23 protein-coding genes and 1 other RNA gene are annotated in these 20,243 nt (G+C 64.5%); 13 read left to right on the top strand and 11 right to left on the bottom strand.

What is annotated here, in order from left to right:
* The 4 genes from ACJEIK_RS19355 to ACJEIK_RS19340 all read right to left on the bottom strand — a co-directional run bounded on the left by ACJEIK_RS19355 (position 1) and on the right by ACJEIK_RS19340 (position 3,631).
* The gene (locus ACJEIK_RS19355) at positions 1 to 321 is read right to left on the bottom strand and encodes a WXG100 family type VII secretion target (RefSeq protein WP_133428462.1); all 321 of its coding nucleotides are present in this window, start codon (positions 319 to 321) and stop codon (positions 1 to 3) included.
* Positions 302 to 796, bottom strand: coding sequence for a hypothetical protein (locus tag ACJEIK_RS19350; protein ID WP_061004612.1), 495 nt, complete (start codon positions 794 to 796; stop codon positions 302 to 304). Before ACJEIK_RS19350 ends, ACJEIK_RS19355 begins: the two co-directional genes overlap by 20 nt.
* Positions 793 to 2,118, bottom strand: coding sequence for a hypothetical protein (locus ACJEIK_RS19345; RefSeq protein ID WP_409430141.1), 1,326 nt, complete (start codon positions 2,116 to 2,118; stop codon positions 793 to 795). Before ACJEIK_RS19345 ends, ACJEIK_RS19350 begins: the two co-directional genes overlap by 4 nt.
* 136 nt (positions 2,119 to 2,254) lie before the next feature.
* Entirely contained in the window at positions 2,255 to 3,631 is a 1,377-nt protein-coding gene (locus ACJEIK_RS19340; protein WP_267323605.1) for an FAD-dependent oxidoreductase, read from the bottom strand.
* A gap of 149 nt (positions 3,632 to 3,780) precedes the next feature.
* Between ACJEIK_RS19340 and prfB the strand changes: the two genes are divergently transcribed.
* Genes prfB through ACJEIK_RS19305 form a run of 7 tightly spaced genes read left to right on the top strand, consistent with a single transcriptional unit; the run spans position 3,781 to position 9,424 of the window.
* The gene (gene prfB, locus ACJEIK_RS19335) at positions 3,781 to 4,896 is read left to right on the top strand and encodes a peptide chain release factor 2 (protein ID WP_061004617.1); all 1,116 of its coding nucleotides are present in this window, start codon (positions 3,781 to 3,783) and stop codon (positions 4,894 to 4,896) included.
* Entirely contained in the window at positions 4,889 to 5,884 is a 996-nt protein-coding gene (locus tag ACJEIK_RS19330) for a mechanosensitive ion channel family protein (protein ID WP_061004619.1), read from the top strand. The genes prfB and ACJEIK_RS19330 overlap by 8 nt, the downstream gene beginning before the upstream one ends.
* Positions 5,884 to 6,435, top strand: coding sequence for a hypothetical protein (locus tag ACJEIK_RS19325; RefSeq protein WP_082934767.1), 552 nt, complete (start codon positions 5,884 to 5,886; stop codon positions 6,433 to 6,435). The genes ACJEIK_RS19330 and ACJEIK_RS19325 overlap by 1 nt, the downstream gene beginning before the upstream one ends.
* Before the next feature lie 54 nt (positions 6,436 to 6,489).
* Positions 6,490 to 7,179, top strand: coding sequence for a cell division ATP-binding protein FtsE (gene ftsE / locus ACJEIK_RS19320; RefSeq protein ID WP_061004622.1), 690 nt, complete (start codon positions 6,490 to 6,492; stop codon positions 7,177 to 7,179).
* Positions 7,180 to 8,076 carry a permease-like cell division protein FtsX gene (gene ftsX / locus ACJEIK_RS19315; RefSeq protein ID WP_061004623.1) on the top strand — a complete coding sequence of 299 codons (897 nt, stop codon included), beginning with the start codon at positions 7,180 to 7,182 and terminating at the stop codon, positions 8,074 to 8,076.
* Positions 8,077 to 8,078: 2 nt separating this feature from the next.
* Entirely contained in the window at positions 8,079 to 8,582 is a 504-nt protein-coding gene (gene smpB / locus ACJEIK_RS19310; RefSeq protein WP_064859642.1) for an SsrA-binding protein SmpB, read from the top strand.
* Between the two features lie 41 nt (positions 8,583 to 8,623).
* A complete protein-coding gene (locus tag ACJEIK_RS19305; protein ID WP_234789705.1) occupies positions 8,624 to 9,424 on the top strand; it encodes an EamA family transporter in 801 nt (266 codons plus the stop codon).
* 7 nt (positions 9,425 to 9,431) lie between these two features.
* Here ACJEIK_RS19305 and ACJEIK_RS19300 read toward each other — a convergent pair whose 3' ends face one another.
* Together ACJEIK_RS19300 and ACJEIK_RS19295 are read right to left on the bottom strand one after the other, a co-directional pair.
* Positions 9,432 to 9,839, bottom strand: a complete 408-nt coding sequence (locus tag ACJEIK_RS19300; protein ID WP_133428467.1) for a VOC family protein — start codon at positions 9,837 to 9,839, stop codon at positions 9,432 to 9,434.
* Positions 9,840 to 9,859: 20 nt separating this feature from the next.
* Positions 9,860 to 10,294 (bottom strand): helix-turn-helix transcriptional regulator, encoded by a 435-nt coding sequence (locus ACJEIK_RS19295; protein WP_061004630.1) that lies wholly within the window; start codon positions 10,292 to 10,294, stop codon positions 9,860 to 9,862.
* Between the two features lie 80 nt (positions 10,295 to 10,374).
* Here ACJEIK_RS19295 and ACJEIK_RS19290 point away from each other — a divergent pair, with 80 nt between their 5' ends.
* On the top strand, positions 10,375 to 11,229 hold the full coding sequence (locus ACJEIK_RS19290; protein ID WP_409430140.1) for a maleylpyruvate isomerase family mycothiol-dependent enzyme: 855 nt from the start codon (positions 10,375 to 10,377) through the stop codon (positions 11,227 to 11,229).
* Between the two features lie 91 nt (positions 11,230 to 11,320).
* Positions 11,321 to 11,692: a transfer-messenger RNA gene (gene ssrA, locus ACJEIK_RS19285) on the top strand.
* 88 nt (positions 11,693 to 11,780) lie between these two features.
* On the opposite strand, the gene ACJEIK_RS19280 is transcribed toward ssrA, so the two are convergent.
* The 3 genes from ACJEIK_RS19280 to ACJEIK_RS19270 are packed head-to-tail and all read right to left on the bottom strand — an operon-like array spanning position 11,781 to position 14,422.
* Positions 11,781 to 12,830, bottom strand: coding sequence for a zinc-binding dehydrogenase (locus tag ACJEIK_RS19280; RefSeq protein ID WP_409430139.1), 1,050 nt, complete (start codon positions 12,828 to 12,830; stop codon positions 11,781 to 11,783).
* Between the two features lie 12 nt (positions 12,831 to 12,842).
* On the bottom strand, positions 12,843 to 13,550 hold the full coding sequence (locus ACJEIK_RS19275; protein WP_409430138.1) for a haloacid dehalogenase type II: 708 nt from the start codon (positions 13,548 to 13,550) through the stop codon (positions 12,843 to 12,845).
* Positions 13,547 to 14,422 (bottom strand): alpha/beta fold hydrolase, encoded by an 876-nt coding sequence (locus ACJEIK_RS19270; RefSeq protein WP_409430137.1) that lies wholly within the window; start codon positions 14,420 to 14,422, stop codon positions 13,547 to 13,549. Before ACJEIK_RS19270 ends, ACJEIK_RS19275 begins: the two co-directional genes overlap by 4 nt.
* 516 nt (positions 14,423 to 14,938) lie before the next feature.
* Between ACJEIK_RS19270 and ACJEIK_RS19265 the strand changes: the two genes are divergently transcribed.
* A complete protein-coding gene (locus ACJEIK_RS19265) occupies positions 14,939 to 15,409 on the top strand; it encodes a nuclear transport factor 2 family protein (RefSeq protein WP_064859646.1) in 471 nt (156 codons plus the stop codon).
* A 16-nt stretch (positions 15,410 to 15,425) separates the two neighbouring features.
* Here ACJEIK_RS19265 and ACJEIK_RS19260 read toward each other — a convergent pair whose 3' ends face one another.
* Positions 15,426 to 15,929 (bottom strand): allene oxide cyclase barrel-like domain-containing protein, encoded by a 504-nt coding sequence (locus ACJEIK_RS19260; protein ID WP_409430136.1) that lies wholly within the window; start codon positions 15,927 to 15,929, stop codon positions 15,426 to 15,428.
* A gap of 197 nt (positions 15,930 to 16,126) precedes the next feature.
* Here ACJEIK_RS19260 and ACJEIK_RS19255 point away from each other — a divergent pair, with 197 nt between their 5' ends.
* From ACJEIK_RS19255 to ACJEIK_RS19245, 3 genes are all read left to right on the top strand, one after another.
* The gene (locus ACJEIK_RS19255) at positions 16,127 to 17,149 is read left to right on the top strand and encodes a linear amide C-N hydrolase (RefSeq protein ID WP_064859648.1); all 1,023 of its coding nucleotides are present in this window, start codon (positions 16,127 to 16,129) and stop codon (positions 17,147 to 17,149) included.
* Between the two features lie 55 nt (positions 17,150 to 17,204).
* Positions 17,205 to 17,822, top strand: a complete 618-nt coding sequence (locus tag ACJEIK_RS19250; protein WP_409430135.1) for a hypothetical protein — start codon at positions 17,205 to 17,207, stop codon at positions 17,820 to 17,822.
* A gap of 86 nt (positions 17,823 to 17,908) precedes the next feature.
* The gene (locus tag ACJEIK_RS19245) at positions 17,909 to 18,655 is read left to right on the top strand and encodes an alpha/beta fold hydrolase (RefSeq protein WP_061004643.1); all 747 of its coding nucleotides are present in this window, start codon (positions 17,909 to 17,911) and stop codon (positions 18,653 to 18,655) included.
* A gap of 19 nt (positions 18,656 to 18,674) precedes the next feature.
* Here the strand turns inward: ACJEIK_RS19245 and ACJEIK_RS19240 are convergent, their stop codons facing one another.
* The gene (locus tag ACJEIK_RS19240; RefSeq protein WP_409430134.1) at positions 18,675 to 20,111 is read right to left on the bottom strand and encodes a DUF4185 domain-containing protein; all 1,437 of its coding nucleotides are present in this window, start codon (positions 20,109 to 20,111) and stop codon (positions 18,675 to 18,677) included.
* Positions 20,112 to 20,243: the final 132 nt, after the last annotated feature.

Here is a 20,243-nt window from a genome sequence, read left to right as displayed (position 1 = left end):
TCAGATAGTGCTTCCCGCGGAGTTGATGTTGCAGCCGCTCGCATGGTCCTGTTCGTCGTATGCGATCGCCGCACGCATCAATTTCTCAGACGATTCGACGAGGGACTGCACCAGGATCGACGCGCTGTCGTGCCACTCGGTCCATGCGTGCAAATAAGCGGATGCGGCCCTTCCTTCCCAGCTGTCGGACAGTTGTTCCCACTCCAGGGTTATTTGCTTGAGGTGGTCCCGCAGTTCCAGTGCTTGGTTGGCCACGCCCTGTGCTGCTTCGAAGGTATTCTGCGTGTTGACCTTTAGTGGATTAGACAATCGAACCCCCATGCCGCGCCCCTGCCCATTCTTGCGTCAACCGCTGCCTGAGGTCTGGGTCAGTCTTTAAGCCATATATCCACAAGCCGAAATCAAAATCTTCGTATGAGCTCATGTCGAAGTTGAAATCATCCTCGACCCAGTCGCGATGGTGGGGATATGTGAGGGATCTGGTGTATGCCCCGTGCGTTATCGTCAATTGGGCAAGAGTCTCGTCAAGTTGAGTCCACTGGACATCGCAGTTGGAGAGTGCGAATTGAGCATCGTGCTCGAATCCGACGACAAGTGCACGGAAAGATTTGTCGAGGCTTACGACAATTTTTTCCGATCCCACAGTGCCGTACCGGCCGGAAATTTCCAAAAATTTCAAGTCTTCCGGGTTATCGACGTGTCGGATATTTTCGATTGTGTGAGTAGAAAGACGATAGTCTGCGACGTCGAGCCACTTATCGTGCGAGAGTAACGTCAGTATTTTCGTCTCAGTCATTTTTGGCCCAATCCTAAATCGCCGCCGCCGGTGCGTTGCGATGCATCGATAATTTGTTGGTCAGTTTTTCCTTGCGCCTTGAGATAGTCGTAGGTTGGTCCAAGTGGGTCACCGTATTTTTCTTCATTCCGACCATAGATCTGGCTCTTCATCGGCTCGGGGGTGGCGTCCTTGTATTCTTGCCCGATTGCTCGCCGTTCTGCGTTGGCTGCTCGGGCAATCTGCTCGTCCGATGCACCCGCTTGCCGGAGTTCCTGCACGAGTGATCCAACCTTTTGTTGGACGTCCTGGATGTAATGCTGACGAAGCGGCGGCAAATGCGCGGTGGCTGGGTCGCCCGTAGGTTTGGTCAGGTCTTTTGCCGGATTCATAGCGGCTGAATCGGCCTCCGAGAACGACTCGACCTTGCTGACCGCCTGTTCGACCCCGCCCATCACGCCTTCAGTGGCCTCTGCGGCCTCCTCGGTGCCTTTGATAGCCAGGCGCGCGGTCTGCAACAGACCCCTGAAATCCTCGTATATCTCCATCACCCGTGCTGCTACCCGCGCGACGGCCGCAGACAAAGCGCCGTCGGTGAGGACGTCGAGCAGCGCAAGTCCAATGAGTTCTGCCGCCGCTTCCTCCATCTGGGAATGTGCGTCGTCGATGTGGTGAGCGTGATCGTCGCAATTTTGTGCCAGTTGATCGTAAGTGCCGGCGACTGAATTGAGGCCGGTTTGCAGTTTGATCAAAGTTACGGTTGCCGAGTCGATCTCGGGGGAGATCTGATTCTCGATGACGGCGACGTTGCCCTGCATCTGGCTGGCGACGGAGCGCAGTTCTGTCGCAGCTGTGCGAAGTGACGCCGCCGCGGAATGCAGGCGATCCTGGTGCCCATTCGGCCAGATATCACCGACGAGATGCTGGATTTTGGCCCACCACCACGGCTTGCTGGCATCGTCGCCGCCGGCGGACGATGGCGGAGGTGCAAGGCACATTGGAACAAGGTTGGTCTTGGAGATCCCCAATGCCTCGGGCGTCGGCTTTGGCCCCACCACGGATTGGCCATCTGCGTTCAGGTGATTGACAGCGGTGGCATCGGTAAGTTCCGCGCAGTTCGCTACCGCGCCCACTGACGAATAGTGAGCTTGAAGTGCCCGGGCCAGGGCCGAGTCAAAGCCGTGGCCCCAGTCCTGGGCGGCCGGATCTGATCCGGCCATACCCCCGATAGATCCCATCGCGGCACTGACTTTGCTGTATGAGTCAGATGCCGCGTTGGCATTGCCGGCCAGGCCTTTGGCCGCCGCACGCATTTGTGCAGCGTCGACTTTGATAACCGTCATCAACCGCAGCTGCAGCTTGTTCGTGAGCCCGAAACTGCCTGCGCACCTCCCCTAAAGCAATGCTAAGCGGAGATATCTGAAAGTTTCCTGTAGATATTCGCGGCCCGCATTCGCTTCAGGTGCCGGCGCAACGTAGTCAGCCGTGCGCCACCCGCAGCATGTGCGCCACGTCGGTCAGCTTCACGCGCGGCCGGTTCTGGCCCTCGCCGGCCGACCGCTCGTGCGCGTCGATCAGGCGCCAATGGTCGTTGGTCACCAAGGCCGGCTGCCGGGACAGGAACCAGGCCTCCAGGTCCTCGGTGTGGCTGGGTCCGAAGTCGGCCAGCTCGGCGCCGCAGATGTCCTCGATCAGGGTGTTGACGGTGTCCTGCGAGTCCTTCTTGTTGCTGCCGATCACGCCCGACGGCCCGCGCTTGATCCAGCCGACGACGTATTCGTTGCGGCTGCCCTCGACCCGGCCCTCGGTGTGCGGGATGGTCGCGGCGCGCTCGTCGAACGGCAGGCCCGCGGTCGGCACGCCGCGGTAGCCCACCGCGCGCACCACCAGCTGGGCCGGCAGTTCTTCGCGGTGGCCGCTGTCCTTGGCGACGATCCGGCCGCCGTCGTCGATCAGATCGTTGTGGCCCAACACGATTGACTCGACGCGGTCGGTTCCCTTGATCTCGATGGGCGAGGTCTGGAACTTGAAGACGATGCGGCGCGCGCGCCCGAGGGCCCCGCGTTCGGCATAGCTGCGCAGGATCTTGATGTTCTGCCGCACCGTCTTGCCCGCCGCTTCCAGGTCCGCGTCGGTGATGCCGTCGACATCGGCCGGGTCGACGATCACGTCGACGTCGGCCATGGCCGCGAGGTCGCCGAGTTCGCGCAGTTCCAGCGTCGTGAACGGCGCCTGCAACGGGCCGCGCCGGCCGATGATCACGACCTCGCGGACGCCGCGGGCGCCGAGGGCCGTCAGCGCGTGGTCGGCGATGTCGGTGGCCGCCAGCTCGCCCGGATCGCTGACGAGGATGCGGGCCACGTCCAACGCCACGTTGCCGTTGCCGACGACCACGGCCCGGTCCTGCGTGACATCGGGGTTCATGGCCGCGAAATGCGGATGCGCGTTGTACCAGCCGACGAAGTCGACGGCAGCCACGCTGCCTTCCAGTTCCTCACCGGGGATGCCGAGCGGGCGGTCGGACTGGGCGCCGATGGCGTAGATGACGGCGTCGTAGCGCTCCGAAAGCTCGGGGGCCTGCACGTGCTCACCGACGGTGATGTTGCCGAAGAACCGGAACCGGGGATCGTCGGCGACCTTGTCGAATTGCGCCGTCACGGTCTTGATCTTCGGATGGTCCGGAGCCACGCCGGAGCGCACCAGTCCCCACGGGGTGGGCAGCATCTCGAGCATGTCGATGCGCACCTCGACCGGATCATCGGTTGCGGCCTTGGCATCGGCGAATTTCAACAGTGACGCGGCAGCGAAAAACCCTGACGGGCCGGATCCGACAACCGCCACATGGTAAGGGCGCATATGTATGGTTTGCCTTCTTGTTCTGCTCAGTGCGCGCAAGGGGCTGTCGCGACGCGGCCGAGCGGGTTACACGGCGATGCTAAACCGGTCTAAGCGATCAGGGCTCGCAATGTGAAAGTCCGTCTCACTGGTCGGTACCCTCATCCTTTGTGGACCTCGACCGTCAAGCCGACATTGCCGCCCTCGACAGCACTCTGACGACTGTGGAGCGGGTGCTCGACGTCGAAGGTCTGCGCGCGCGAATCGCCAAACTCGAAGATGAGGCATCCGATCCCAAGTTGTGGGACGACCAGGCCAACGCCCAGAAGGTGACCAGCAGCCTGTCGCACGCACAGGGCGAGCTGCGCCGGGTCGAGGAGCTGCGCGGACGGGTCGAGGACCTGCCCGTGCTCTACGAACTGGCCGAGGAGGAAGAGGGCGCGGCCAAGACCGACGCGATCGCCGACGCCGATGCCGAACTGGCCAAGTTGCGTGAGGACATCGAGGCGCTCGAGGTTCGAACGCTGCTGTCGGGGGAATACGACGAGCGGGAAGCTGTCGTCACCATCCGCTCCGGCGCCGGTGGCGTCGACGCTGCCGACTGGGCCGAGATGTTGATGCGCATGTACATCCGCTGGGCCGAGAAGCACGGGTATCCGGTCGAGGTTTTCGACACGTCGTATGCGGAGGAGGCGGGCATCAAGAGCGCCACGTTCGCGGTGCACACTCCGTTCGCGTACGGCACGCTGTCGGTCGAGCAGGGCACCCACCGGCTCGTGCGGATCAGCCCCTTCGACAACCAGAGTCGCCGTCAAACGTCGTTCGCCGACGTCGAGGTGCTGCCGGTCGTCGAGACCGCCGACTCCATCGACATCCCCGAAGGCGACATCCGCGTCGACGTCTACCGCTCGAGCGGCCCGGGTGGTCAGTCCGTGAACACCACCGACTCGGCGGTCCGGCTCACGCACATCCCGACCGGCATCGTCGTGACCTGTCAGAACGAAAAATCGCAGCTGCAGAACAAGGTTTCCGCGATGCGAGTGCTCAGCGCCAAGCTGCTGGAACGCAAGCGCCAGGAAGAGCGCGCCGAAATGGACGCCCTCAAGGGCGACGGCGGCAGCTCCTGGGGCAACCAGATGCGCTCGTACGTGCTGCACCCCTACCAGATGGTGAAGGACCTGCGCACCGAGTTCGAGGTCGGCAACCCGGCCTCGGTTCTCGACGGCGACATCGACGGCTTCCTGGAAGCCGGAATCCGCTGGCGCAACCGAAAAGAAGATGACTAATTTTTCTCTGATTGCCGCGAGCCAACCGGAGTCGCTCGGTTGGTGGGCCCAGCAGTGGCACGACTTCTGGCGGGGCTCGATCGGCGAATGGATCATCACCCGCGGGCTGCGGATCGTCATGCTCGTCATCGCGGCGATGCTCATCGCGCGGTTCGTCGGCTGGCTGACGCACCGGGTCACCGCGCGCATCGATGAGCGCTTTCAGGAGAGCGATGCGCTCGTCCGGTCGGAGACCACCAAGCACCGGCAAGCTGTCGCCTCGGTGATCTCGTGGGTGACGATTGCTCTGGTATCGGTGATCGTGCTGGTCGACGTCATCCAGATCCTCGGCATCCCCATCGGCTCGCTGGTCGCTCCCGCCGCGGTGCTGGGCGCCGCGCTGGGCTTCGGTGCCCAGCGCATCGTGCAGGACCTACTCGCGGGGTTCTTCATCATCACCGAGAAGCAATACGGCTTCGGTGACCTGGTGTCGCTCACCGTCAGCGGGATCACGGTGCCGGCAGAGGGCACCGTCGAAGACGTCACGCTGCGCGTCACCAAACTGCGCTCCAGTGACGGCGAGGTGTACACGATCCCGAACGGGCAGATCGCCAAGACCGTCAACCTGTCCAAGGACTGGGCGCGCGCGGTGGTCGACATCCCGGTGCCCACGACGGCCGATCTCGGCAAGGTCAACGACGTGCTGGGCCGGGTGTGCGAACGCGCGATGGAAGACCGCCAGTTGCGCACGCTGCTGCTCGACAAACCGCAGTTGATGGGTGTGGAGAGCATCGAACTGGACACCGTGAACTTGAGGATGGTGGCGCGGACACTGCCCGGCAAGCAGTTCGAGGTCGGCCGGCGACTGCGCGTGATGGTCGTCTCGGCCTTCGGTCGGGCCGGTATCGAGAGTCCCGCCGACCACGAGCCTGAAGTGGAGGCCATGGTGCATCCGGCGACCGCCGCCGGCGCCGCGGACGAGACCCAGGGGCCGGGGGACCAGCGATGATGAGTGCGCTGTCCCGTATCGCCGTCAAACGCGCTGACCGCGCCTGGCCCGCATACATCCTGGGGCGGGTCCGGACGTCGACGGTCGGTCTGATGGTGGCCTTCTTCGTCGCGTACTGGCTGCACCAGACCTATGCACCGCCACCGCCTCCGCCGACGCCGCCGCCCGCGGTGGTGCCACCGGGGTTCGTGCCCAATCCCGAGTACACCTGGGTGCCGCGGACCGATGTGAACACCCGCCCGAGGACGACGCCCCGGTCGACGCCGACGGAGACTCCCACCGAGACGACCGATACGACGACGACCACGACCACAACGACGACGTCGAGCACGACCAGTTCCACCACGACGGCGCCGCCCACCACGACGGTCATCACCCCGGCGCCGGGACTGCCGCCGGTCACGTTGCCGTTGCTGCCCGGCATGGCTCCGGCACCGACGCCGGCTCCCGCACCGTCGCCGCCACCGGGTCCGCTCCCGGCCGCAGCGCCGCCCGACGGCCCGGTCACGACCACCATCATTTCGCCCGGCGCGGCACCGGCGGCGAGCTAGCAGCAACAGCCTCAGCCGTCACACTCCGGCGTCCGACTACACTGGCGTGCCGTGATGATCACCCTCGACCACGTGAGCAAGAACTACAAGTCTTCGGCACGCCCAGCCCTGGACAACGTGTCGCTCAAGATTGACAAGGGTGAGTTCGTCTTCCTCATCGGTCCGTCCGGTTCCGGGAAGTCGACGTTCATGCGTCTGCTGCTCGGAGCCGAGGTGCCGACCTCGGGTGACATTCGCGTCTCGAAGTTCCACGTCAACAAGCTGCCCAGCCGGCATATCCCGAGCCTGCGCCAGGTGCTCGGCTGCGTGTTCCAGGATTTCCGGCTGCTGCAGCAGAAGACGGTGTTCGAGAACGTGGCGTTCGCGCTCGAGGTGATCGGCAAGCGCCCGGACACCATCAACCGCGTCGTGCCCGACGTGCTGGAGATGGTGGGCCTGTCCGGCAAGGCCAACCGGTTGCCCGGGGAGCTGTCCGGTGGCGAACAGCAGCGGGTCGCGATCGCCCGGGCCTTCGTCAACCGGCCGCTGGTGCTGCTGGCCGACGAACCCACCGGCAACTTGGACCCCGAGACGAGCAACGACATCATGGACCTGCTGGAGCGGATCAACCGCACCGGCACGACGGTCGTGATGGCCACCCACGACCATCACATCGTCGACTCGATGCGTCAGCGCGTCATCGAACTCGAACTCGGCCGCCTCATCCGCGATGAGCAGAGCGGCGTCTACGGAATGGATCGCTAAGTGCGCTTCGGCTTTCTCGTCAATGAAGTCCTGACCGGATTTCGTCGCAACGTCACCATGACGGTCGCCATGATCTTGACGACCGCCATCTCCATCGGCCTGTTCGGCGGTGGTCTCCTCGTGGTGCGGCTGGCCGATCAGTCCAAGCAGATCTATCTGGACCGCGTGGAGAGCCAGGTCTTCCTGACCGACGACGTCTCGTCCAACGACCCCAACTGCGACGCCGACCCGTGCAAGTCGCTGCGCAAGCTGATCGACGACCGCAAGGACGTCAAGTCGGTGCGGTACATGAACCGGGACCAGGCGTACGACGACGCGGTCCGCCGGATTCCGGCATTCAAGGATTACGCGAGCAAGAAGGCTTTCCCCGCGTCGTTCGTCGTCAAGCTCGACAATCCGGAGCAGCACAAGGGATTTGAAGACGCGCTGCGCGGACGTCCCGGTGTGCGCCAGGTGACCGACCAGAAGGAACTGGTCGACCGCCTCTTCGGCATTCTCGACGGCATCAGTGCCACCGCCTTCGCAGTGGCGCTCGTTCAGGCAATCGCCGCGACCCTGTTGATCGCCAACACGGTGTTGATCGCCGCACGTACCCGCAGCACCGAGATCAGCATCATGAGGCTGGTCGGCGCCACGCGCTGGTACACGCAATTGCCGTTCTTCGTCGAAGCGGTGCTCGCGGCACTGGTTGGTGTGGTGCTTGCCGTCGTCGGGTTGATCATCGTACGGGCGATGTTCCTCGAGGACGTGCTCAACCAGTTCTACCAAGCGGGTTTGATCGCCAAGGTCGACTACGCCGATGTCCTCGTCTATTGTGCGCCGCTGATGTTGTTGCTGGGGCTCGGCATGGCCGGCATCACCGCATACGTCACGCTGCGCGCGTACATACGGCGGTAGCGATGGCCAAGAACGCAAACAAGAAAGACGCCGACAAATCCGGCAACAACGCGGTCGTCGCGACCAACCGCAAAGCGCGGCACAACTATTCGATCATCGATACCTACGAGGCGGGCATCGCGCTGGTTGGTACCGAGGTGAAGAGTTTGCGCGAGGGCCTGGCATCCCTGGCCGACGCGTTCGCCACCGTCGACGACGGCGAGGTGTGGCTGCGCAACCTGCACATCGCCGAGTACCACCACGGCACCTGGACCAACCACGCGCCGCGACGCAACCGAAAGTTGTTGTTGCACCGCAAGCAGATCGACATGCTGGTCGGCAAGCTGCGGGACGGCAACTTCACGCTGGTGCCGCTGAAGCTGTACTTCTCCGACGGCCGGGTCAAGGTCGAGTTGGCGCTGGCCCGCGGTAAGGAAGCACACGACAAGCGTCAGGACATCGCCAAGCGCGATGCGCAGCGCGAGATCACCCGTGAGATGGGCCGCCGTTTCAAGGGCAAGATCTGACCGGGGTTCTGCTCGCGCTGCTGTCGGCGCTGGGCTATGGCATCAGCGATTTCGTCGGTGGCATCGCGGCACGGCGCGTCGCGGCACTGCGGGTGGTTCTGGTGTCGTACCCCGTCGCCGGGGTGCTGCTGACGGTGATGGCATGCGTTGTCGGCGGCCAGGTTTCGTCGAACGCGGTCATGTGGGGCATCTTGTGCGGCGTGCTGCAGGCGTTCGGCATCTGGTGGTTCTACGCCGCGTTGGGTTCAGGACCGATATCCGTCGTCTCGCCACTGACCGCAATCCTGGTGTCGGCGGGGCCGATCGGCGTCGGCGTCGCACTGGGGGAGCGGCCCAGTCCGGTGGCGATCGCCGGGATCGCGTTGGCGTTGGTCGCGGTCGCGCTGGTGAGTGCGCAGGCCACCGACGAGGACGAGACGCCGCACCGGTTCACCGCCAAGGTCGCCTGGCTGACCGTCGGTTCCGGATTGACCTTCGGGCTCAGCTTCGCCGTGATCCATCAGGTACCGCACGACGCCAAGCTCTGGCCGTTGGTCTTCGCGCGCTTCGCGGCCACCGCGGTGGTGATGCTCGCCGCGGTGGCGACCCGCAATTTCGCTCTGCCGCGCGGACTTCCGCTGAAGCTCGCCCTGGTCGCGGCGGCGCTCGACGTCATCGCAAACGTGGGGATGCTGCTGGCGCTGCAGGCCTCGATGCTGTCGTTGGCGAGTGTGCTGATCTCGCTCTATCCCGCGGCGACCGTCGCGCTGGCCATGGTGGTGCTCAAAGAGCGGGTGCGGGCCTGGCAAGCCGTCGGCATGGCGCTGGCGTTGGGCTCGGTCGCGATGATCGCCGCGGGGTAGCTGGTCACTAGAGCTGGTTGATCCGGATCAGGTTGCCGGACGGATCGCGAAATGCGCAGTCGCGCACGCCATAGTCCTGGTCGGTGGGCTCCTGCAGGACGTCGGCGCCGGCGGCCTCCAAGCGGGCGAACAGCACATCCAGGTCGTCGGTCGCCAGCGTGACGGCGCCATAGGAGCCCTTGGCGATGAGCTCCAGGATGGTGCGGCGCTCGTCTTCGGTGATGCCCGGGTCGGCGGCCGGCGGATGCAGCACGATCGACGTGCCCGGCTGCCCGGGCGGACCGACCGTGAGCCACCGCATGTCCTGGTAGCCAACGTCTTTGCGTACCTCGAACCCGAGGTCGTCGCGGTAGAACTTGAGCGCCGCCTCGGCGTCGGTGTGGGGCAGGAATGCGTAGTGAATGGAGATTTCCATGCCCGTCACGGTAGTGGCGCTCAGTGCGGCGGTGCTTCTTGATTCCTGATCGGTCTGGTGACCTGCCGCGCCAGACAGGCGGGAATGCCGTCGGCCGCCTGCGAATGGTCGCGGCGGTACACGCTGGGCGCCACCCCGACCAGCTCGGTGAACCGGGTGCTGAACGTGCCCAGTGATGAAAAGCCAACGGCGAAGCAGACATCCGTCACGCTGAGGTCGCCGCGGCGCAGCAGCGTCATGGCCCGTTCGATGCGGCGCGTCATCAGGTACGAGTAAGGCGATTCGCCGTAGATGCGCCGGAATTCCCGGCTGAGATGGCCGGCGGACATGTGCGCACCGCGCGCCAGCTCCTCGACGTTCAGCGGCTTGGCGTACTCGCGGTCGATGCGGTCGCGCACTTTACGGATCACCGTGATGTCCCGCAGGCGCTGTGCCTCGGCGCGGTCGTCCCCCATGGGGCCATCGTCGCATGACGGAATTGGGACGCATCGCGCATTTCCCAGTGCGCAGGGGTCTGCCGTCGTACGGTCAGCCGGTGAGCAGCCCAACCCGCCCCGTGACCGTCCTCGAGAAGTCCGACGTCCTGCCCGCCCTCTTCGGGGTGTGGGACGACCTCGACACGCTGTTGTCCACAATTTCCGAAGCGGAACTGCTGACCACGCAGACCGAGCTGCCCGGCTGGCACGTCCGTGACGTGGTGGCGCACATCATCGGCACCGAGCTGATGCTCAAGGGCGAGGCGGTGCCGGAGGCCGACGTGGACGTCTCCGAACTTGACCACGTGCACAACCCCGTCGGCGTGATGAACGAATGCTGGAACCGGTCGATGGCCGGGCTCTCGAGCGCCGAGCTGCTGGAGAAGTTCCGCGCCGTCACCGGCGACCGCCGGGCCACACTGACCGCGATGTCGGACGAGGAGTGGAACACCCCGACGATGACGCCGGCAGGACAGGACAGCATCGGTCGCTTCATGCGGATCCGGACGTTCGACTCGTGGATGCACGAGCAGGACATCCGTGAGTCCGTCGCGCGGCCCGCGCCGGATGCCGCGTTGCAGAAGCCGGAAGCGCGGCTGTCGCTCGACGAGATCGAGACGATGATGGGCTTCGTCGTCGCCAAGCGCGGGGGAGCGCCCGACGGAGCGCGGGTCGAGATCCAACTGACCGGCCCCATGGCGCGCACCATCCGCGTCGCCGTCGACGGCCGTGCCGCGGTGGTGCCCGACTTCGGCGGCGCCGAGCCGACCACGGTGATCCGGATGGACGGCTGGCAGTTCACGCGGCTGTGCGGCGGGCGTCCGCTGGGCGCGGTCCGGTCGGTGGTCATCGAATTCGAGGGCGACGCCGAGGTCGGGCAGCGCATCGTCGAGAACCTCGGTTACGTCATCTGACCTGATCAGACGGCGACGACGGATACTCGGTGGACGTTGTCGGCGTGGCCGGTATGATGGAGTGTCCTGCCGAAAGTCGGCGGGGGCGCGAGGGGCTGAACGGTTTCGACTTCGCGCATCGAATCAAGGGAAGCGTGCCGGTGCAGGCAAGAGACCACCGTAAGCGTCGTTGTAACCAATTAAGCGCCGATTCTCATCAGCGCGACTACGCCCTCGCTGCCTAAGTAGCGACCGCGTGTCTGTCAGACCGGGAGCGCCCTCGGCCCGGACCCTGGCATCGACTAGAGGGACCCACCCACGGGATCGGTCGCGGAACCCGTGGGGACATCAAACAGCGACTGGGATCGTCATCTCGGCTTGTTCGCGTGACCGGGAGATCCAAGTAGAGGCATAGCGAACTGCGCACGGAGAAGTCTTGAGGGAATGCCGTAGGACCCGGGTTCAATTCCCGGCAGCTCCACAAGTGAATAGCAGGTGCGAACCCCGCCCGTCGGTACGGGCGGGGTTTCGCTGTTTTTGACAGGTCAGTTATTCGTGCGCTTGCCGCCGAGTCAGTCGACAACCACCACCATCTTTCCTTCGGCTTGGCCTGCTTCCATGACCCTGTGCGCTTCGCGGATCTCATCGAACGAGAAGACGCGCGTCGGCGTGACGTCCAGTTCGCCGTTGCGGACCTTGTTCGCGATGTCCTGAAGGGGGACATCCGACAGCGGAAACTGCGGTGAACCGAACACGAAACTGCCAAAGAAACTCAGATTGACCCCGCTCGCCATCTGCAACAACGGATTGAAGTCCGTAATTGGGGCGAGCCCTCCGAGCCAGCCGGCCAGACATGCCGTCCCACCACGGCGCAGCATCGACATCGAGTCCAAGATCGTGCTGTTCCCGACGAGATCGAGAACAGCATCTACTTCTTGGGCTTCGGCGATGTGAGTACCGAGATCGGGAGCCTCCAGCTCGGCGCGTTCAGCACCGAGTGTGGTCAGGAATCCAAAACGGTTCCGGTCGCGCGTGGTCGCGATCACTCGGGCTCCTGCTTGCACGGCGAGCTTGACTGCCGCCTGTCCGAAAGACGATGTGGCACCACGGATCACGATCGTTTGTCCGGCTGTGAGGTTGAGATTTCGGAATAGGCAGGTCCATGCGGTGGCATACGTTTCCGGCAGCGCCGCCAGCTGCGACCAAGGCAGGTCAGAGTCGACCAGCGCCACATTCTGCGCGCGCACGCGGGTGAACTCGGCGTAGCTGCCGTTGATGGTGCGACCAAGCCCGCCCATCAGGGCTGCTACCTTGGCGCCGACCGGGAATTCGCCTCCGGGACAGGCGTCGACGATTCCGACGCACTCGATGCCGCTGCCCTCGGCAGCTTCGGCCCATTCGCCGCGGCGCATATGCATCTCGGCGTGGTTGATCCCAAACCCTTTGACCCGGATAACCACTTCGCCGCGCTTCGGCAGCGGTTTGGGGATGTCCGTGTAGGTCAGTGCGTTCAGGCCGCCGAAGCCGTCGAGGACGATTGCACGCATGGTCGGCCCGCCGTCCTGTTCGCGGACCACTGCCGGCCGGGTCGGCGTCGCTGACGGGTTGGTGGGGGTGGTCATGTGACGGTCTCCTTACACGTTGCGGGTTGCTTGCAGCTGCTGCGCCAGATCGATGAGATCGGTTGCGACGTAGTTCGGTTGAGGTATCCCGCGGGCGCGCAGCTGCGCGTTGCCGGGGCGAGTGATCAGGGCTCCGCTGTAACCGGCAGCCTGCGCGCCGATGGTGTCCCAGGCGTGGGCGGCGACCATCAGGCACTCTGAGGCGTGTACGCCCAGCTCCTGGGCGGTCCTGCGGTACAGCGCTGCTGCGGGCTTGAACACTTGATGTTCGTCGACGGTGAATTGCCGCTCGAAGTAGTGCTGGAGGCCGGCATTTTGCAGTGGAGTGGGTCGCCCTGAGCGGTGTGGCGAGTTGGTCAGGGTGACCAGTCTGTACCCTGCCTCACGCAGCTGGGACAGGCCGTCGGCGGCATCGGGGTGTGCTGGCATCGTGGCCATGGCGGTGGACAGCGCAGCCACGTCGTCATCGCTCAAGGACATGCCGCGAACTTCGGCGAGCATCCGTAATACGGATTGTCCGAGCGCGAAGAAGTCCACGTAGCAGGCAGACAGGGTGACTGTCATCGAGTACATGACGACTTGGCCGAACCATTCCCGAAGAACCGCGGCGTCGCCAAAAATCCTTGCGAAGTACGGCGCCAGGGACTCGATGTCGATGAGCGTTTCGTTGACATCGAAGACGAGGACACGCGGGCTGGTCTCTCGAGCGGTCGTATTCAATTCACGCCAGCCCTGCGTAGAAATGCGGCGATCAGGCCGGCAGCCTCTGCGCCGGCGGTCTCCAGCACGAAATGGCCGCCGTCGAGCAGATGGATTTCGGCGTCGTGGGCGTCTCGGGCGAACGCCGTCGCGCCGGCCGGCCCGAAGATCGGGTCGTGCTTGCCCCAGATGGCCAGAACCGGCACTCCGCTGGTGCGCAGATAGTTGTGCAGCGCCGGATACATCGGCGGATTGGTGGCGTAGTCCCGGAAAAGTTTGAGTTGAATCTCGTCGTTGCCCGGCCGCGATAGCAGCGCACTGTCGAGTGTCCAGGTGTCCGGGCTGACCAGAGACTCATCCGGTGAGCCGGTCACGTACTGCCACCTGATCGAATCGAACTCGAGCGCAGTACGGATGGCGGCCTCGGTCTCCGCGGTTTGTTCACGCTGGTAATCCCAGACGGTCGTCCAGAAACTGTCGACGAACCCCTCGTCGTAGCCATTCCCGTTCTGCGTGATGATCGCGGTGATCGCATCGCGACGGTTCAGCGCCAGTCGCCAGCCGATGGGTGCGCCGTAATCCTGGACATAGATCGCGTAACGAGTAAGGCCAAGTTGGTCCAGGAGACCCTGGGTGAGATCGGCCAGCGCGTCGAATGTGTAGTCGAACTCAGTCACCAGCGGCATGTCTGAGTAGCCGAAGCCGAGGTGATCGGGGGCGATGACGTGATAGTCACCGGCCAGTCGCGCGATGAGGTCCCTGAACATGAATGAGCTCGTCGGAAAACCGTGCAACAGCACTATTGCCGGCGCATCTTTGCGGCCCGCCTCCCGGTAGAACAGCCGCTGTCCTGCGACGGTCACGTAGTGGTAGCTCGTGGAAGCTGTACTCATTGCTAACCTCTTATCTCGATTTAGATAGTTATAAACTAGGCATCGCGTCTATAACCTGTCAACACATTTTTGGGGGTTATTTCATCGACGGCGGTGGAGCTCGGTGGTGATCGACTACTTCAGATGTCAAATACCCTGCGGTGCAGTACTTTCCGGCCATCCACATTCGAAGCGGTAAACCTGTAGCGCCATCAGTCGAACGTAGACAACGGCGATCAACGCTGATAGATCGAATCGGTTCACTTTTCTGCGCCAAAGTCTCACCGGGCGTACCGTCGGCCGCCTGGTCGACGGAGCGCGGGTGGTCGCCAAAGTGGATCAAGCGCCGCTTGCTGGGCGCGCCACCGGCGTGCAGGTCGCGGGGCGTCGTGAGTGGCAGGCGCCGTTCCGGGCAATTCTGTGCAAGCAGTCTCATCAGTATGGGTGCACCATATGTCGTAGTTTCGATACCGCCATGTGGCGCAACGTTTCCGCATTCCTGTGACAGAAACTGGAACATGTTCTAGTCTCGGTATCATGGGTAACCTGGAGGCGATCGCCGACATCCAACGGCTCAAGTACCGCTACTTCCGCTCCTTGGACCTCAAGGACTGGGACACCTTCGGGGACTGCCTCGCCGCAGATGTCGTGACCCGCTATGGCACACACGCGATGGGTGAGCCGGTGCACTACGAGGGACGAGACGCCGTCGTCGACTTCATGCGGACGAACCTCGACAACGGCATCATCACGACCCATATCGCCAGCCACCCCGAGATCGACCTCGACTCCGACACCACTGCGCACGGTTCGTGGGTGTTCGAGGACACCGTGATCGTGCCGGGGCACGCCATGATCCGCGGCTCGGGCTACTACGCCGATACCTACCGCAAGGACGAGGACGGCGTGTGGCGGATTGCCAGCACGGGTTACCAGCGCATCTACGAGGCGCTCACTTCGCTGGAGGATATGCCGAGTTTCAAGCTGCTGGCGAACCGCTGGGCGTAGTGTCCGCGCGCCTCGTCTAGTTCGTCATCACGTTCAGCACGAAGTTGGCGTCGGTCTGATTGGGCACCTCGGGCGGCACCTGTACGGTGCCGTCACCCCGGGCCTTGCTGTATTTGCCGCTGCCTCCGACGATCGATATCGGCACGGTTTCGCCCTTGCTGAACACGGCGGCGCGGTCGGCAAGTGTCTGGACCGAAATCTGCCCGCCGTCGAGGATGAAGGTCTCGGTGCACGACACGTCACCTGAGGTGGCGTTGCCGCTGAGGGTCGTGCACTGGCCGGCTGTCCGCCCGAGCTTGGTGCCACCCTGGCGATCGACGACATCACCCGAGAAGATGAATTGGTCGCCGGGTCCCTCCCCGGGAGTTCCCAAATCCACACTGGTCTGCCCGGTGTCGTGCTCATAGAAGTGCAGCGTGGTGACGGCCGACTGATCCTTGCTCTTGTCTCCCGAGGAACAGGACATCGTCAGCAGCAGGGCGGGGACGAGCACGGCCGTCGTGCTACGCAACATGTTCATGGGTCTTCCTCTCGGGGGTTTCGATAGCTACCGATGGCCGCGAACCATCGGTCGACCGGCAAGACCTCCTCACCCCTATGTTCAGCTGCGAGTTCCCTGTGGGGAACCGTCGTCTGTCGAGCATCCCACTCGCGCGGCGCAATTCATAGCAAACGATTCGGCGGGTGGCCCGCGCGTAGAAAGTTAGGCTTGCTCCGGTGTGCACACGAGTCATCTGGCCTGACGCAGGCGATGCGGTTCTGGTCGGCCGCAACATGGACTTCCACCGCGACCTCATGACCAACCTGTGGAAGCAACCGCGCGGCGTGGCCCGTGACGACGGCGTCACCGGCAAGCTCACCTGGACCTCGAAGTTCGGCAGCGTGATTGCCACCGCCTTCGACATCATCTCGGTGGACGGCATCAACGAAGCCGGTCTGGCGGGGCACGTGCTGTGGCTGGCCGAATCCACTTACGGCACACCGGATGACACCCGGACCCAGCTGAGCCAGGCAATCTGGTTGCAGTACTTCCTCGACAACTTCGCGACGGTGGCCGAGGCCGTCGCCTGGATCGCCGAGACCGACGTGCAGGTGGTCCAGTTGGACGACCCCACCGGTGGCGACCCGCCCACCATTCATCTGGCCCTCGATGACGCCACCGGCGACTCGGCGATCATCGAGTACCTCGACGGCCGGCCGAAGGTCTACCACAGCAAGGACTTTCGGGTGATGACGAACTCGCCCACCTTCGATCAGCAGCTCGAGCTGGTGAAGAACTTCGAGGGCCTCGGGGGCGCCGAGCCGCTGCCGGGTTCGACGTCGGCCGCCGACAGGTTCGCGCGAGCCACCTACTACGTCGGCCGGCTGCCCGCGCCATCCAGTCAAGTGGAAGCGATCGCCGGCATGTTCTCGGTGATCCGCAATGCCGCCCAGCCCTTCCGGATACCGGATCCGGGCAAGCCCGATGCCTCGCAGACGATCTGGCAGGTGGTCATGGACCTGACCAATCGGCGCTACGTCTATGAATCCACGACCCGCCCGAACATCGTCTGGGTGGATCTCGCCGACCTCGACTTCAGCGCGGGTAGCCCCCAGCTCAAACTCGACCTGATCAGTGGCCTCGCTGTCGAGGGCGGTATCGCGGGCAACGTCGGCGGCAAGTTCCAGGACGCGGGACCGATGACATTCCTGTCGTTGTCGCTGCTGCACCAATTGGCGAAGGCGAACACGGCGGATTGAGTGGTACGTCCGCTATTGCCATGACGCGCCGCTGACGCTCTGCCACGCTGTCCGGATGGACCTCATGTGGGGCGTCGTCGCGTTGACCGTCGCGACGTTCACGGTGCTGCTGGCGGTGCGCCGCGTCGTGATGGTCGTCAGCGGACTGGTGTTCGCGCGCTATGTCGCTGTCGGCGGGCTGGCGGCATTCTCCGTGGACCGCGACGACGCGGCCACTGACACCTACCGAGTGCGGTTCGAGGCCGGGGGACCTGCTGTCTTTCACAACGTGACGGTGCAGTTGTTCGGCGTGCCCGAGAGCGCGGCGCCGGAGCCGCCGGCGTTGCGCCACACCATGATTGCCGGTGACGATCCGATCGACTGGACCTTCCGGGTTCCCGACGGCGCAGCGGCGCAGCCATGGGTGATGGTCACCTGGGTTCGGCCGTACCTGCAGGGCGTCGAATCCGAAGCACTCGCGCACTGGCTGCAGGGCGGACGGCTGTACGAATGGCGTTGGTACTCAGAGACCAACCGCTACGTGCGGACCGTCATCCGCTTCGTGGCCCGACGGCGGTCGGTGGGCGGGGAGTCGATGCGCGACTTGCCGCTCTACGGGCGGTGGCGCCGCACGTCGTCGAACAACAGCGCCGACCTGTTGGGCCCGGCGGCCACGCCGCCTCCGAGAACCTAGACATCGTCAGGGCGGCAAATGCTTGAGTACCGACGCCATTCACGAATTCGTGGCGATGGCGATCGCGGCAGTGCCAGGATCGCCTCATGACTGTCGTTCTGGTGCATGGCAATCCGGAAACCGATGCGATCTGGGGTCCACTGGTCGACGAGCTCGGCCGCGACGACGTGGTGCGCTTGTCGCCACCGGGATTCGGCGCCCCGCTGCCCGACGACTTCTCCGCCACGTACCTCGCGTACCGGGACTGGCTCGAGGCCGAGCTGGAAGCACTCGGCGAGCCCGTCGATCTCGTCGGCCACGACTGGGGCGGCGGGCACGTGCTCACTGCCGTCATGCACCGGCCGGAACTCGTCCGTAGCTGGGTGACGGACGTGGTCGGGATACTCGACCCGGACTATGTCTGGCACGACCTGGCCCAGGTGTGGCAGACGCCGGGGGAGGGCGAGCAGCTGGTCGAGACGATGCTCGGCGGCAGCGTCGAGGACCGCGCCGCCCAGATGGTCGCCCTGGGCATGCCGCTGGATGTCGCCACGGCCCTCGCCGCCGCGCAGGGGCCGGAGATGGGCCGGGCGATCCTGGCGCTGTACCGCTCGGCGCGCCAGCCCGCGATGGCAGAGGCCGGGCGTGACCTCGAGAAGTTGCGTGCCCGGCCGGGCCTCGCGCTGTTGGCCACCGATGACCCGTACATCGGATCCGACGAAATTCGTTACCGCGCAGCCGAACGCGCGGGCGCGCGCACCACGGTGCTCGACGGGCTGGGGCACTGGTGGATGCTGCAGGACCCCGCGCGCGGCGCGGCCGCGCTCACGGAGTTCTGGGCCACGCTCGACTGAACGTCAAAACCCCACTGGCTCAGGGCAGTACGGTGTGCAGCAGCATCACGTTGTACGCCGACCACAGCGACAACGTGAAGTACAGGTCGCGACCGTTGGACCACGGGTGCAGGTACGGCGCGTAGACGCCGCCCGGGAACTGCTGCGACGACACCACCAATTGCTCTGGGCCCCAAGGCCCTTGCGGTGTCGGTGCAGTACGGATGACCACATCGGACAGGTTGTTGCAGTACATCGCCAGGTACTGCTTCAGATAGGTGTTGTACTGCACCGACATCTCACCGACCGGGCCGGGAATGATCGGCGAGGCCGCACCGGGGTTGTTGGGCACCCACGACTGGCTCTCGTTGTTCCAGTACTCGTACTTGCTCATGTCCGGCAACAAGTTCTGCGGGACCCGGGACACGTAGGCGTTTCCGACTCGGCCGGAAGGCGTTCCGTACGAATAGATGTAGCCGTCGCTGCCCTTCAAGAAGGCGCCCTGCTGAAAGTACTCATTGCCCGGCATGTACGCCACGCGGGACACGCTGTCGGGTGCCATCGGCCGGACGCTGCTGGGGTACACGCCCCAGTTCTGGCCGTTGTCGTTCGATACGGCGATCGCCGAGTAGTTCGTCGTCCACGCGCCGGCACTGTCCCAGTTCTTGATCGACATGAAGCTGGCGTACTGCGTCTTGCCCACGGAGACACCGGAAGTCGGGATGATGCCCTTCTCGACGGGCGCCCACCGGATGGTCGGGATGGTCTGCTTGGCCAGATTCGGCTGCCACTCGGGTGAGCCCGAATAGGGGTTGGTCACCGAGCCGGGCGGAATGTGGATGCCGTGCGACAGCGTGCGGTCGTTGGTGCGGAACATGGTGTTGTAGCGCCATTGCTGATTGGGGGTGGCGCAGTAGCCGTAGGTGTCACCGAACATCATCAGCACCTGGTTGTTCACCGGGTCGCCGTTGTCCCACATGATGCCCAGGTCGGTGCCGGAGATGCCGAAACGCTGCAGGGTGTCGCCGCCCGCGCTCTGGTCGCCGGTCACCCAACCGACCAATGACGTGGTGCCCGCGTCGATGGCCGGCGCCGGTTCAGCGCCGGGCTGGGGTTGCGCCGCGGCGGGGGCAGGCTGCGTCACGCGTTGTTGGACCGGTGGCTGCGGCACACGAGGTGTTCCCGGCAGCACGCCGGCTTGTTGTTGCACGGTGCCCTGGGTGAAGGCGCTCAGCAGCGATCGGGACAGCTTGCCCAGGGTCGGCAGCGGGGCCTTGTCGTTGGCATTGCTCGGTCGGTGGCCGCCCGACGGCGGCCGCATGACGCCGCTCGAGGGCACCCCGTTCGGTGGCAGCACGCCCGCATTCGGGCCGGTGCAGGGTTCGGCGGCAGCACGTGGCGGCGCGATGCCGACAGCTCCACCGAGAACGACGGCAGCCGTCAAAGCCACCGATGCAATGCGAGGACGCGGCGACACGGTCACACCTTTCGGATGGCAGGCGGCGCTCGGACGCCAGCGAGGGGCTTTTGTGACCATAGTTATCAATGAGGCTGTTGAGGCCCCTGCTATGCGGATGGGTACCCATCTGTAACCACGTCGCGATCGTTC

It is taken from the genome of Mycobacterium sp. SMC-16, from assembly GCF_046250085.1.
In the GTDB taxonomy this organism is placed as follows: Bacteria; Actinomycetota; Actinomycetes; order Mycobacteriales; family Mycobacteriaceae; genus Mycobacterium; species Mycobacterium phocaicum.
The sequence above is the reverse complement of the archived record's forward strand: the minus strand, read 5'-3'. Positions and strand labels throughout refer to the sequence as shown.